Source organism: Parabacteroides sp. HGS0025 (assembly GCF_000969845.1).
Lineage (GTDB): Bacteria > Bacteroidota > Bacteroidia > Bacteroidales > Tannerellaceae > Parabacteroides > Parabacteroides gordonii.
Window position 1 is genome coordinate 214,855 of the sequence record NZ_KQ033904.1, and the last position, 13,109, is coordinate 227,963.

Genomic DNA, 13,109 nt, shown 5'->3' on the forward strand with positions numbered 1-13,109 from the left:
TCTTTAATTATCGTGTTCTCCGACAAATATCGATCAAAACATATAACGTAAACCGATCTGTGCATGCCAGCGGGAAAGCAAATCCTGATAAGACAGTCTTGTATTTGCTTCGGTAAACTGATAAGTTCCGCCTTTATAAACGACAGGAGCCATATCGTATCCGCCGGATGTCGTATTATATAAGCCCCAGCTTTTCTTGAATAGGTTTCCTACGTTCAAGATGTCGAAGTTCAACTGAAGCGTATGCCGGCGTCCGGATACATTCAGGAAGAAATCCTGTGCAATATGGAAATCGAAGTGATGTTCGAAAGGCAATACCATCTGGTTACGTTCCAGTGCTTTTCCCTTATTCTCTCTCAACTCCTTCGTTCCGTTGATCCAGTTGATAAAAGATTCTTTCTGTTGGGCGGCTGTTACCTTCTCCTGATCGGAGAATACCATATTATTCATTTCCGCATCGGTCGGAATATAAAGCAGGTCATTGCTGAAAGCACCGTCACCGTTTATATCGTTATTATAAACGATCGAATAACGGCCTCCGGTTTGTCCTGTATAGTACAGGCTTACAGTTGTTGCAAAATGACGTGCATACTCTTTCCGGTACGAAACAGAAGCTACGATACGATTACGGACATCAAATGAAGACCAGGTCAGTTCTTGTTTCGTATCACCATAATATACAGGATTATATTTCCAGATGGACGAAGCCTGCGATCCGTCACCGTCGGAAACAGATTTGGATTGTCCGTAGGTATAAGCGACCATAGTACTCAAACCAAAATCAAAGTCTTTTTCCAGTTTAGCGGATAGATTATAGCTATAGCCCTTATTCGTATTGGTCAAATACATGATCTGGGTAAAGTTCCTGTCCTGTTTTTCATAAGTAGGACGGTTATCTCCTCCGTTATTCAATGTACCGGTCGGCTGGTAATTGATATTATTGTAAAGTATATTGTTCAGGGTCTTTGAATATAGTCCTTCAACAGTTGCTTTTATGCCATAGGCAAAGGTATGTTCCAAAGCCAGGTTAGCACGTAATACGGAAGGGAACTTAAAGTCTTTATCCAATACGTTGATTTCGGAAGTTCCCGTTTTACCTAAATATTGATTGGATGGATCGGGGTTGAACTTAAAGCCATTTGCCTGCGCTTCATCAAAACCTTTTCCGGAGAGGTATGTGTTTCCCATCTCTATACCTGTTTTTGAAAGATTGTTTGATAACCAAACAAAAGGAACTCTACCGGTGAAGATACCGAGACCACCACGCAATAAAGTCGTCCGGTCTTCATTCAGATTCCAGCGGAAACCAACACGCGGCGACCAGAGCGGTTTAGAGGAAGCTGTCTGGTTAGTAACAACCCCATACTGACGGGCTATTTCAGAGTTATTAAACAGATCATTTGCTCTTGGAGTATCAAAGAAAAGAGGAACATCCACACGCAAACCATAAGTCAGACGGAACAGATTAGTCACACTCCATTCATCCTGCACGTAAAAACCAAGTTGTGCAGCCCCGAATTTGGGAGTCCAGCGTTTCGTTCCGGTTATATCTTCACGGGAATAAGAATAGTTATAGATAGAAGGCATCGCTTCGTTTGCCGTTCCTACCGAAAGGAAATCGTTTAGCGAAGCATAAGTATACGAGCCATAGTTACTGGAGATGAAAAGGTTTGCCATGTGGAAAAACTCATTGTGAGTTCCGAAAGTGATGGCGTGTGCTCCCTTCGTCCAGGTCAGATTATCCGTTATAGTATAAATATCCTGATCCAATGAATTGGCAGAAGAATTGGCTTCTGTACCAAACTCCAGACTTCCTCCCGTCATATTGGCTATTTTCACATAGGGGAAAGGAGTGCCTATTGCATCCTGATTATCACGGACACGTGTCCAACCGAGTCTCAATTCGTTTGCCAGCATCGGATTGATCGTGGTATTCAGCTCCATAGTCAAAGAATGGGTGGAGTTAGTGTTATAATAACCGCAATCGTTCAATTTAGCATAACTTTTGCTATTCGAAAAATTCATCTTACTCGCATCCAGCAAGCTATAGCGCGCCGTGAATTTATTATTCCGGTTAATATTCCAATCGATACGGGCTAGGAACTTATTTGAATAGGTATCTACATCCTGAGGGCCGTAACCACCTCCGTCATATCCTCCGGAAAGCTCTTTGATCTTACCTATTACCTGATCGACTTCCTCTTGCTTCAATGAAGAAGATTCTGATCCGATATTATTAGACGACGGATGAAACTCTTTTGTCCGTTCAAAGTTCGTAAAGAAGAACAGCTTATTCTTGATAATCGGGCCACCGAACGTAAAGCCATACGTTTCGGAAGATAAATCGGTTACTTTCTTACGTTCTTTTACATCTTTACCGGCTGTTTTACCATAAAACTTCTCATTATTATAATAGCCGTAAGCAGAACCATGAAAAGTATTTGTACCTGACTTCGTGATCGCATTTACACCACCACCGGTAAAACCTCCTTGACGAACGTCGAAAGGGGCTATAACAACTTGTATTTCTTCAATTGCATCCAGAGAGATCGGGTTCATACCGGTCTTTCCTCCGTTGGTACCACTGTCGGAAAGTCCGAAGACATCATTGCTGACCGCACCGTCGATCTGGAAAGAGTTGTATTTATTATTCGATCCGGCGAAAGACATACCTGCACCGGTATTCACACCTAATGGATTCATTTTTGTGATATCGAAAATACTACGGTTGATCGTCGGAGTCGAAAGGATCTGTTCCTGGTTGAAGTTCTGTGCCGCTCCTGTTTTCTGAGAATTAAACAAGGCTGCTTTCGATGCAGTAACAACCACTTCATCGAGCGATAGTGACTCTGTCAATGTTACATCCAACAGATAAGTTTCACCTAGTTGAAGCGTAATATTCTTAAATACAGCCTTCTGAAATCCGACATAAGAAACTTCGACCGAATAAGGCCCCCCGGTACGCATCCCCTGCAGGCTATAGCGCCCATCCGCATTAGTAACGGTTCCATAAATAGTACCGGACGGTTCGTGGACTGCCTGAACGGTTGCACCAATTAATGCTTCACCTTCCGCTGTAACTTTACCACTGATTCCTGATGTTGTTATTTGAGCATTCAGACCGAATGTCAAGCAAAAAAGAAAAAGAAAGAATATAGATAAGCCCCTCATATAAGTAGTGTTTAAAATAAAACAATCAATACATTTTTTTTAAAACACCGCAAAGATATATAATCTATGTTACCAAACCATTACGATTCCTTTTGATTTTTATGGTCTTTCTTAAATATTTCTATTTTCTCTCAAACTATCGGCTATATCCTGGTGCTGACGGGACAGTTCTTCTTCACCTACATAACGGTATGCTTCAGCCAGATATTCGTGTGCTGATGCGTGTTTGGGCTTGATTGAGACTGCTTTTTGGAGATCCGCAACCGCTTCTTCATGATATTTCATGCGCAGATAACATTTACCACGATTATAACGGGCTTTAAACGAAAGAGGGCTTAACCGGACAGCTTCATTCAAAGCGATCTGGGCTTCATAGTCTTCTCCCATATCCAATAACGTAACACCTTTACGAACCCAGGCATCCACATATTCCGGATAAAGCTTCAGAGCTTTATCGAATGAGCGCAAAGCGGCATTCGGGTCGTTGGCCTTTGTCACGCATTCATTTCCCATCAGATAATATTCATGGGCATATTCTTTCAGGATTTCACGTTGGGCATACAGTTCCTCTTTCAATTTCTTGATTTGTTCCCGTTGCGTATTGATCCGTTGAAGTTTGGAACGAAGCAGGCGTTGAACCAACGGTTTGTCAAGCTCATTCCGTTTTCCAACCGCCATCGAGAAAGATTCCACGGCTTCTTTCATATTCCCTCTATTGAAATCATGAACTGCGCGGGCATATAAAAGTTCGGCTTCGCTCTCACGGAGACTTTTGTCGATCAGTTCCTTGCTATTAAAGATCTGACTGAACTGAACGATTTCTTTACGGACAAATATATCGTGTGATGCAACCCGGCTCTTCAACACCAGTCCTTCCAAAGAAGTGCAGCGGCTTAGAGCAACATACGTCTGTCCGCCGGCAAAAACACCACCGGTCAGGTCTACGACAACCCGGCTAAAAGTTAGTCCCTGGCTTTTATGTACAGTGATCGCCCAGGCCAGGCGGATAGGTAATTGTTCGAAGGTTCCGACTATCTCCTCTTCTATCCGCTTTTCTTTCTCATTATATTTATACTTATAATTGCGCCATGAAGTAGGTTCCACCAAATGTTCAATGCCATTCTCCAGCAGCACATAAACATTTCCGTTTTCGTCGATGCCGGAAACCATTCCGATAGTACCATTCACCCAACGCCGCTCGTGATCATTATCTATAAAAATCACCTGAGCTTGTTCCTTAATTGCCAGGTTCAGTTGGGTAGGCAAAGAAGATTCCGGAAAATCGCCGTCTATACGGCCTGTCGAGATAAATTCTTCACCGGGTAGTTCCGATAATCTTTTTTCATTGATAAAATCTACCTGGTCGCGACGGGTAGCGAGCGTGATATACATGTCCTCATTACGCGGAACAAATTCCGGAAAACAACGGGCATTCAGCGTATCCAGCTCCTGCTTGCGGGCAGCGTTATTGCGTATCCGATCCAGTATATTTATAAAAACAGGATCGGTTTGCCGATATACCTTTTGCAACTCTATCGGCACCAGGTTGATCGAGTTAAAAACGCGGGCAGAAAAAAAGAACGGACTGGCATAAAACAGACTCAAAATCTCTTTCTGGTCTGATGGCACAACGGGCTCTAATTGAAAAACATCACCGACAAACAATAATTGTTTTCCACCAAAAGGCAGACGCATATTTCCGGAAAAAACACGTAAAATGCGGTCGACACTATCAATTATATCCGCCCGAACCATCGATATCTCATCAATGATGATCAATTCGACTTCCGAAATGATCTTCCGGTGCTCCTTCCTGTATTTAAAGAATTCAAAAATCCTTCCGTCTTTCAGACTCAGATCCGGATCATCGGGCAACATCGGACGGAACGGCAATTTAAAGAAAGAATGCAAGGTTACTCCCTCCGCATTTATTGCAGCAATTCCGGTCGGAGCCAATACTACATACTTCTTTTTTGTATGTGCACAGATATATTTGAGAAATGTAGACTTACCCGTCCCTGCTTTCCCTGTAAGGAAAACAGACTGGCGCGTGTGAGTAATCAGTTGCAGGGCATCCTGAAACTCCTTGTTGTCTGTATCTAATTGAAATTCCAATCGCGTAAATTTTGAGTAGACAAAGCTAAAGAATATTTTAAATACTCCCCTAAAAAAGGATACAATTTATTTGGATATCTCCGGATAAAGGCTTTAATTTGTGATATCAAAATAATATCATATATCAATCATTATAGTTGCAAGGATTTGCTAGTTGCCTATTGTCATTTATACCTGTAAATCCATTTGTCCGGTCATAAATTCCGGAAGCTTGTTTCAATGATTCTAAAGTTTTAATATTAATATAAGTGATGGCCAAAAAAGAGAATGCAACCAAAAATTTTGTTCTGCGAATCGATACAGAAATGATGGATGCTATCGAAACCTGGGCTGCGGATGAGTTCCGCAGCACCAATGGCCAGATCCTGTACATTCTGGATCAGGCTTTACGTAAAGCAGGCCGGTTAAAAAAGAAAAAGCAACCTAAACAAGAAGAAGAGTAAATTACAATAACTATAAAACGCTTCCGAACGAAAATTCAAATTTCTTCGGAAGAAAAAGAAAAAGCATCCGAGGGAAAATCAAATTTCTCTCGGATGCTTTTTTATATCAGTCTTGATGCGATCTGTGAAAGATCAGAAATATATACAATAAGTCATATCCTTACCGGCTAATGAACAACCAGGCATCTTTATATTTTTCATTGGTGCGAAGTGTAGCCATATAAGCCTCGGCTTGTTCCCGGTTATCAAATTTATCTGCATAAATGCGATATTTTCCATCGCGGGCTACCTTACTCACATGCTTACATTCTTTACGATCCACACCGGCCATGTATTTATCAGCCTGTTCCGCAGTCGGGAAACTGGCAATTACGATATGGAACATTTTAGGATTAGGAGTTTTGGCAACAGGCTTCGATACGACCTCTTGCTTCTTTACCTTGGGAGCTGCGGCAGGTACTGCGACATTCTTTTTCACTTCAGCTACTTTTGCCTCTTCTACAACAGACACTGCAGGCACAACCTCTTCCACTTTCACCTCCGGCACACTTTTAGTAACCATTTCTGTCGGAACAAAACTGGCTGTATATGCTGCCTGGTTCACATCCTTTACAGGAGTCGATATCAACAGGAATAAAGCCAGAGCAGCAGCCGAAGCCACAGCTACGCGGAGAAATTTACGATTGACCGGAATATATAATATATCTTTCTTTTTCTTCCCTCTAAGCAAAGCGACTTCTTCACGCTCGGCCAAAACAGGTTTCAACTGCGGGAAATTAAATGCAGCCAGTCCGTATGAAACAATACTGAAAGAGTCTGAATTACCCGGATGAAAAATCACCTGGCCTTCCATTCCCAGGCTAAAAGATCCTAATACCCCCAGAGATAATTTCCTTTCCTCCTGCAAAGCGGCTTTCATGTCTTCAACATCTTCTTCCAGCATTAACTGCGCCTTACGGTAGTTCACATCATACATCTGCATGTATGATTCCGAAAGTAAGCCGTCGTTATGTTGCAATGTGATGTTAAAGACGATCTCTTTGCGTTGCGGATTAAACAGATGATCTGCCCCGTTGTAAACGGAAGAAACCGTTTGCAGCACAAATCCACCGAATTTCGGTACGATCACGCAATCGTGCACCAGCAATAGTCGCTCTATATGTGTTATTATCCTTAGCATAAGACAAAGGTAGATATTTATTCGTGAATTTACAAAACAAAAAACGGTACAATTTTCTACCTTTGTCTCTCATATAACAAATACTATGTACTGGGCATATCAACCTATATATTTAATTAAAGTAATTCCCTTTTTAGGGGGATGGCTGGCAGACCGCTTACTGGGTGATCCGGCAGGATGGCCCCATCCTATCGTGTGGTTCGGCAAGCTCATCTCTTTCGGTGAGAAAAAACTTAACCGGGGGGACAATCGTTTCTACAAAGGAGGTTTACTTACACTGGTTCTTGTTGCCGGTGTCTATCTTTTGGTTTACCTGCTATTATACTGGGCCGGATTGATCAATACATTATTTTACGGGCTACTAGTCGGAGTCGGAGTTTTCTACTGCCTGGCAGGAAAAACATTAATTACAGAAGTGAAAGCAGTCTTTGAAGCGGTAGACCGGAGTGTGGAAGAAGGCCGTGTCCAGGTCGGGCGCATCGTCGGTCGCGACACTTCCCGTTTATCTCCCCAGGAGATAAGGGCGGCTGCACTGGAAACACTCGCCGAAAACCTGAGCGACGGAGTGATCGCCCCCATGTTCTGGTTTGCTTTTCTGGGATTGCCCGGCATGATGGCTTACAAAATGATCAATACGCTCGATTCGATGATCGGATATAAAAACGATCGATACAAAGATTTCGGACAGGTTGCCGCCCGGTTGGACGATGTGGCCAATTATATTCCGGCCCGGTTGACAGCCTGCCTGATGCTGCTGGTTTCCGGCAACTGGAATAAAAGAAGTTTTCTTCAGCGTTTCGGCCGTGCCCACCTCAGTCCCAACTCAGGATATCCGGAAGCTGCCCTGGCTGCAATTCTGGACTGTCGTTTCGGAGGAACGCACGATTATTTTGGTCAAGCAGTCGAAAAGCCCTATATTGGTCTCAATGACAGAAGCTTTACAACAGAAGACATGTTAATTGCTACTAAAATAAATAGCAACACAGAACTCGCAATGGGATTGCTTGTTTGTCTTCTATCACTATTATTACATTAAAGACAATTATATACAATGGAAATAAGATTAAACAAATTGCTCAGTGACGCAGGTTATTGCTCACGCCGGGAAGCGGACAAGTTTATTGAAATGGGACGGGTTACCGTTAATGGCAAACAACCGGAAGTTGGCCAGAAAGTCAGTAAATCCGATATTGTCTTACTGGACGATATCCAGATCAATGTCGGCAAATATGAAGGACTGGCTCAGGAACATTCACGCGCAGTTGTGGGTAAAACCCAGAATCTGGTTTTCGGTGAAACAACAAAAGCTCCGGAGAAAAAGGAAAAGAAAATCGCTCCTGTGTCTACGGCGGAGACAGCTGCTAAGACGGAAAAAAGCAGTAGTAATCCGACTGGTTCCGGCAAAACGCTAAGACCCGGCAAGTATGTTAAATACAACAAGTATGCTGCTGCAAGAAAAGCGGCGAAAAGCGGTACAAAACCGAAAGAGAAGTTGAGTCCGGAAGAGAAAGCATTGAAAGAAGCTTTACAACCAAAGTTCGGTAAATCACTGGGGAAAGCGGCGGTTGCACAACGTCTTGCTGCTTCTCCTAAATCGGCCAGCCTACGGAAAACAAGTAAAAACAACCCGGCAAATAAGGCAAAACGGACAACCAACCGTAAGCCCAAAGGTGAATAAATCAGATGTCGGACAAGCATATCGTACTTGTAACAGGAGGACAACGTTCCGGTAAAAGCGGATACGCGCAAAAGTTAGCCTTGTCATTAGCCCCTAACCCGGTTTACCTGGCCACCTCGCGTGTGTGGGATGAAGAATTCCGTCAACGTGTCCTCCGCCATCAGGCCGATCGTGGCCCGGAATGGACAAACATAGAAGAAGAAAAATTCCTGAGTCGCCACGATATGACGGGCCGGGTAGTTGTCATAGACTGTGTCACCTTATGGGGTACAAACTTCTTCTTCGATAATGAAAGTAATGTCGAACGCTCCCTGCAGGAACTGAAGGAGGAGTTCGACCGACTAACGAAGCAGGAAGCTTTCCTGATTTTCGTTACGAATGAGATCGGACTAGGCGGAGTGTCGCCCGATCCCGTTCAACGCAAATTCACAGACCTACAGGGATGGCTTAATCAATATATCGCCTCCCATGCAGACGAAGTAGTTCTGATGATTAGCGGAATACCAGTGAAAATAAAAGGATAAATAAATAACAAAACAATGATCACATTTCATATTGAAAAACCAGATCCAGCCATTGCAGAAGCATTGCAGGATAAAATAAACAATTTGACGAAACCCAAAGGTTCGTTAGGAACATTAGAAGAAATAGCGCTTCAGATCGGTTTGATCCAACAAACTCTCTCCCCCACCTTAAATCATCCTGTCAATGTTATTTACGCATCCGATCATGGCATTGCAGATGAAGGAGTAAGCAAATCTCCAAAGGAAGTCACCCGTCAGGTTATCCACAATTTCCTGAACGGTGGTGCCGGCGTATGTTTCCTTGCCCGCCTGCATGGTTTTGAGCTAAAGATTGTGGATGGAGGTGTCGATTTCGATTTTCCAGCGATTCCTCAATTAATAAACCGTAAGATCCGGAAAGGTACACGTAATTTTCTGCATGAGGCAGCTATGACCCGGGAAGAAATGGAACAGGCTCTTCAATACGGAGCGGATATCGTAAGCGATTGCCATAAGGAAGGCTGCAATGTCATCAGTTTCGGCGAAATGGGGATAGGCAATACGGCTGCATCCAGTATGTGGATGACCTGCCTGACAGGTATTCCTTTGCAGGAATGTGTCGGTGCCGGAAGCGGGTTGGATAGTAGCGGCGTGCAACATAAATATAATGTACTGAAAGCCGCCCTCGAGAATTATAAGGGAGACAACAGTCCGCTGGAAGTAATCAGTTACTTCGGTGGGTACGAAATGGTGATGGCTGTCGGAGGTATGCTACGTGCCGCCGAACTGAAAATGATCATTCTCGTGGATGGTTTCATTATGACAAACTGCGTACTGGCAGCATCCCGGTTATACCCGGAAATGCTTCCTTATTGCATATTCGGACATTGCGGAGATGAAGCCGGCCACCAGAAGGTTCTGAATGCCTTAAATGCAAAACCGCTATTGAACCTGGGATTACGCCTGGGAGAAGGTTCAGGTTCCGTTTGTGCCTACCCGATCGTCGAATCGGCCGTACGCATGATAAACGAGATGCACAGTTTCCAGCAGGCAGCTGTCACTAAATATTTTTAACCGGAAGCTTTTCGGTCTTAACAATTCTATTGCTATGTTACGAATACTGGCCGCATTTATATTTTTCACACGACTGCCCTTCTGGAGACTAGCCGAAGTTCCGGCTGACTACTTTAAAAACGTAGTCAGCAGATGGGCGTTGGTCGGTTGGCTGACTGCCGGGCTTTCGGTTATCGTATTATACGCCGGGTCACTCATCCTGCCTGCAGGAGTCGCTTTATTACTGGCCATAATTACACGATTACTGATAACCGGATGTCTCCATGAAGACGGACTGGCCGATTTCTTCGACGGCTTCGGAGGAGGAACCAGCCGCGAACGGATCCTTGCCATCATGAAAGATTCACATATCGGAAGCTATGGTGTAATCGGATTAATCACTTACTTCGGCCTGTATTACTTACTGTTAAGTAATCTTCCAATAGAGTTGGCCGGATGTGCCATACTAGCCGGTGATCCATTCAGTAAAGGCGTAGCAAGTATGATCATCAACCGGCTCCCCTATGCCCGTAAAGAAGAAGAAGCCAAAAGTAAAACGGTATATAGCCGCATGACTAAAGGTGAATACCTGTTCAGTATAATATGCACTGCTCTGCCATTATACTGGTTGCCTGAACCAGTATATCTTCTGGCAGGAATTCTTCCGGTAATAACCTGGTACATGCTCACCTCTTTTATGAAAAAGAAGATACAAGGCTACACCGGCGATTGTTGCGGAGCGACATTTCTGCTATGCGAATTAAGCTTTAACCTCGGTATAGCTGTTATATATACAACAACACAATAAAAGAAATATATGGAGATTTATCTGATAAGACATACATCCGTTGACGTACCGGCAGGTTATGCCTACGGACAAACGGATGTAGCATTACGTCCTACATTCGAAGAGGAAGCCGAGAAAGTAAAAGCATCATTGAACGGACTTACATTCGATCAAGTATGGTGCAGCCCTCTCACACGTTGCGTACGGCTGGCTCACTATTGCGGCTATCCGGATGCCACACGGGAAGATCGTATCAAAGAGCTTAACTTCGGAGAATGGGAAATGAAGTCATGGGAAGAGTTATCTTCAGATCCGCGCTCGGAAGTATGGTTCAATGACTGGATCAACGTACAGACTCCTTCGGGAGAATCACTGATGGATCAATATAACCGGGTTAGTTCTTTTTTAGAAGAACTAAGAAAAAGCGGATTGGAAAAAGTATGCCTCTTTGCACACGGAGGTGTTTTGACCTGCGCACGCGTGTATGCAGGAGAATATGATATAAAAGAAGCCTTCAAGAATATTCCGTCTTACGGAGAAGTGATAAAACTGAGTTTTGATTAGAAGTCTACTCGGTTCAATTCTTTTATTTACAATCTTATTAAACACAGAAAGGAGTTAACTCATATGAATTAACTCCTTTTCCTTGTTTTGAGTATTTGACTCTAAAACGGCGGCTATCTACTCTCCCACTTTTACGCAGTACCATCGACGTGGTTGGGCTTAACTTCTCTGTTCGGAATGGGAAGAGGTGGATCCCCAACGCTATAACCACCTTAATATCTTTTAAGATGTTTGACCTAGGACAACGCTACTTTATCAGTAACCTTCGCTTTATGGCCTGTATTGCTACTTGCCATCTGCTGATATATCAATCCTTCCTGCCGGAAAAAGAAAGTCTCGGGCTATTAGTACTACTCGGCTTCGACATTACTGCCCTTACACCTGTAGCCTATCAACGTCGTAGTCTACGACGACCCTCATGGGGATATCTAATCTTGAGGCTGGCTTCGTACTTAGATGCTTTCAGCACTTATCCAATCCAGACTTAGCTACCCGGCGGTGCACCTGGCGGTACAACCGGTAAACCAGTGGTCTGTCCAACACGGTCCTCTCGTACTAGTGTCAGAGCCTCGCAAATATCCTACGCCCACGATAGATAGAGACCGAACTGTCTCACGACGTTCTGAACCCAGCTCGCGTGCCACTTTAATGGGCGAACAGCCCAACCCTTGGGACCTTCTCCAGCCCCAGGATGTGACGAGCCGACATCGAGGTGCCAAACCGCTCCGTCGATATGAGCTCTTGGGAGCGATCAGCCTGTTATCCCCGGAGTACCTTTTATCCTTTGAGCGATGGCCCTTCCATGCGGAACCACCGGATCACTATGCTCTAGTTTCCTACCTGATCGAGTTGTCTCTCTCCCAGTCAAGCACCCTTATGCCATTACACTCTACGACCGGTTACCAATCGGTCTGAGGGTACCTTTAGAAGCCTCCGTTACTCTTTTGGAGGCGACCACCCCAGTCAAACTACCCACCATACAGTGTCCTCGCTTAGCGAGTTAGAACTCAAACAACCAAAGGGCCGTATTTCAACGTCGACTCCACAAATACTGGCGTACCTGCTTCAAAGTCTCCGGCCTATCCTACACATTAGTTGCCCAAATTCAATGTAAAGCTATAGTAAAGGTTCACGGGGTCTTTTCGTCCCATCGCGGGTAATCGGCATCTTCACCGATACTACAATTTCACCGAGCTCACGGTTGAGACAGTGTCCAGATCATTACACCATTCGTGCAGGTCGGAACTTACCCGACAAGGAATTTCGCTACCTTAGGACCGTTATAGTTACGGCCGCCGTTTACTGGGGCTTCAATTCAATGCTTCTCTTGCGATGACATCTCCTCTTAACCTTCCAGCACCGGGCAGGTGTCAGGCTGTATACCTCATATTTCTATTTTGCACAGCCATGTGTTTTTGTTAAACAGTTGCCTGGACCTATTCTCTGCGCCCACCTGTTACAGTGGGACCCTTTATCCCGAAGTTACAGGGTCAATTTGCCTAGTTCCTTAACCGTGAATCACTCGAGCGCCTCAGTATTCTCAACCCAACTACGTGTGTCCGTTTACGGTACGGGTACTCTATGAATATGCTTAGCGGATTTTCTAGGGAGCCTG

General features: G+C 44.2%; 10 protein-coding genes, 1 rRNA gene and 2 other annotated features. Of the genes, 7 read left to right on the plus strand and 4 right to left on the minus strand.

From position 1 onward, the window contains the following. Positions 1–33: 33 nt before the first annotated feature. Both HMPREF1212_RS23850 and HMPREF1212_RS23855 read right to left on the minus strand, forming a co-directional pair. Entirely contained in the window at positions 34–3,171 is a 3,138-nt protein-coding gene (locus HMPREF1212_RS23850; protein WP_046151426.1) for a TonB-dependent receptor, read from the minus strand. A 111-nt stretch (positions 3,172–3,282) separates the two neighbouring features. Beyond that, on the minus strand, positions 3,283–5,286 hold the full coding sequence (locus tag HMPREF1212_RS23855) for a tetratricopeptide repeat protein (protein WP_046151427.1): 2,004 nt from the start codon (positions 5,284–5,286) through the stop codon (positions 3,283–3,285). Positions 5,287–5,537: 251 nt separating this feature from the next. Here HMPREF1212_RS23855 and HMPREF1212_RS23860 point away from each other — a divergent pair, with 251 nt between their 5' ends. Next, the gene (locus tag HMPREF1212_RS23860; protein ID WP_028726867.1) at positions 5,538–5,729 is read left to right on the plus strand and encodes a type II toxin-antitoxin system antitoxin; all 192 of its coding nucleotides are present in this window, start codon (positions 5,538–5,540) and stop codon (positions 5,727–5,729) included. Between the two features lie 160 nt (positions 5,730–5,889). Here HMPREF1212_RS23860 and HMPREF1212_RS23865 read toward each other — a convergent pair whose 3' ends face one another. Beyond that, positions 5,890–6,909 (minus strand): HU domain-containing protein, encoded by a 1,020-nt coding sequence (locus HMPREF1212_RS23865; RefSeq protein ID WP_046151428.1) that lies wholly within the window; start codon positions 6,907–6,909, stop codon positions 5,890–5,892. A gap of 85 nt (positions 6,910–6,994) precedes the next feature. Between HMPREF1212_RS23865 and cbiB the strand changes: the two genes are divergently transcribed. The 6 genes from cbiB to cobC are packed head-to-tail and all read left to right on the plus strand — an operon-like array spanning position 6,995 to position 11,494. Next, a complete protein-coding gene (cbiB, locus tag HMPREF1212_RS23870; protein WP_046151429.1) occupies positions 6,995–7,945 on the plus strand; it encodes an adenosylcobinamide-phosphate synthase CbiB in 951 nt (316 codons plus the stop codon). A gap of 15 nt (positions 7,946–7,960) precedes the next feature. After that, positions 7,961–8,587, plus strand: a complete 627-nt coding sequence (locus HMPREF1212_RS23875; protein WP_046151430.1) for a S4 domain-containing protein — start codon at positions 7,961–7,963, stop codon at positions 8,585–8,587. A 5-nt stretch (positions 8,588–8,592) separates the two neighbouring features. Further along, on the plus strand, positions 8,593–9,111 hold the full coding sequence (locus HMPREF1212_RS23880) for a bifunctional adenosylcobinamide kinase/adenosylcobinamide-phosphate guanylyltransferase (protein WP_046151431.1): 519 nt from the start codon (positions 8,593–8,595) through the stop codon (positions 9,109–9,111). Between the two features lie 15 nt (positions 9,112–9,126). Beyond that, positions 9,127–10,164 carry a nicotinate-nucleotide--dimethylbenzimidazole phosphoribosyltransferase gene (cobT, locus tag HMPREF1212_RS23885; RefSeq protein ID WP_046151432.1) on the plus strand — a complete coding sequence of 346 codons (1,038 nt, stop codon included), beginning with the start codon at positions 9,127–9,129 and terminating at the stop codon, positions 10,162–10,164. A gap of 34 nt (positions 10,165–10,198) precedes the next feature. Beyond that, positions 10,199–10,951 carry an adenosylcobinamide-GDP ribazoletransferase gene (locus tag HMPREF1212_RS23890; RefSeq protein ID WP_046151433.1) on the plus strand — a complete coding sequence of 251 codons (753 nt, stop codon included), beginning with the start codon at positions 10,199–10,201 and terminating at the stop codon, positions 10,949–10,951. A 9-nt stretch (positions 10,952–10,960) separates the two neighbouring features. Beyond that, entirely contained in the window at positions 10,961–11,494 is a 534-nt protein-coding gene (gene cobC / locus HMPREF1212_RS23895; RefSeq protein ID WP_028726860.1) for an alpha-ribazole phosphatase, read from the plus strand. Positions 11,495–11,598: 104 nt separating this feature from the next. On the opposite strand, the gene rrf is transcribed toward cobC, so the two are convergent. Then, a 5S ribosomal RNA gene (rrf, locus tag HMPREF1212_RS23900) occupies positions 11,599–11,709 on the minus strand. A 121-nt stretch (positions 11,710–11,830) separates the two neighbouring features. Next, positions 11,831–12,675 (minus strand) — a sequence feature (23S ribosomal RNA rRNA prediction is too short). A gap of 9 nt (positions 12,676–12,684) precedes the next feature. Further along, positions 12,685–13,021, minus strand: a sequence feature (23S ribosomal RNA rRNA prediction is too short). Between the last annotated feature and the right edge of the window lie 88 nt (positions 13,022–13,109).

Coding starts and splice junctions, on each gene's coding strand:
- HMPREF1212_RS23850 (WP_046151426.1), bottom strand. CDS start 3,171: ATGAGGGGCTTATCTATATTCTTTCTTTTTCTTTTTTGCTTGACATTC.
- HMPREF1212_RS23860 (WP_028726867.1), top strand. CDS start 5,538: ATGGCCAAAAAAGAGAATGCAACCAAAAATTTTGTTCTGCGAATCGAT.
- HMPREF1212_RS23865 (WP_046151428.1), bottom strand. CDS start 6,909: ATGCTAAGGATAATAACACATATAGAGCGACTATTGCTGGTGCACGAT.
- cbiB (WP_046151429.1), top strand. CDS start 6,995: ATGTACTGGGCATATCAACCTATATATTTAATTAAAGTAATTCCCTTT.
- HMPREF1212_RS23875 (WP_046151430.1), top strand. CDS start 7,961: ATGGAAATAAGATTAAACAAATTGCTCAGTGACGCAGGTTATTGCTCA.
- HMPREF1212_RS23880 (WP_046151431.1), top strand. CDS start 8,593: ATGTCGGACAAGCATATCGTACTTGTAACAGGAGGACAACGTTCCGGT.
- cobT (WP_046151432.1), top strand. CDS start 9,127: ATGATCACATTTCATATTGAAAAACCAGATCCAGCCATTGCAGAAGCA.
- HMPREF1212_RS23890 (WP_046151433.1), top strand. CDS start 10,199: ATGTTACGAATACTGGCCGCATTTATATTTTTCACACGACTGCCCTTC.
- cobC (WP_028726860.1), top strand. CDS start 10,961: ATGGAGATTTATCTGATAAGACATACATCCGTTGACGTACCGGCAGGT.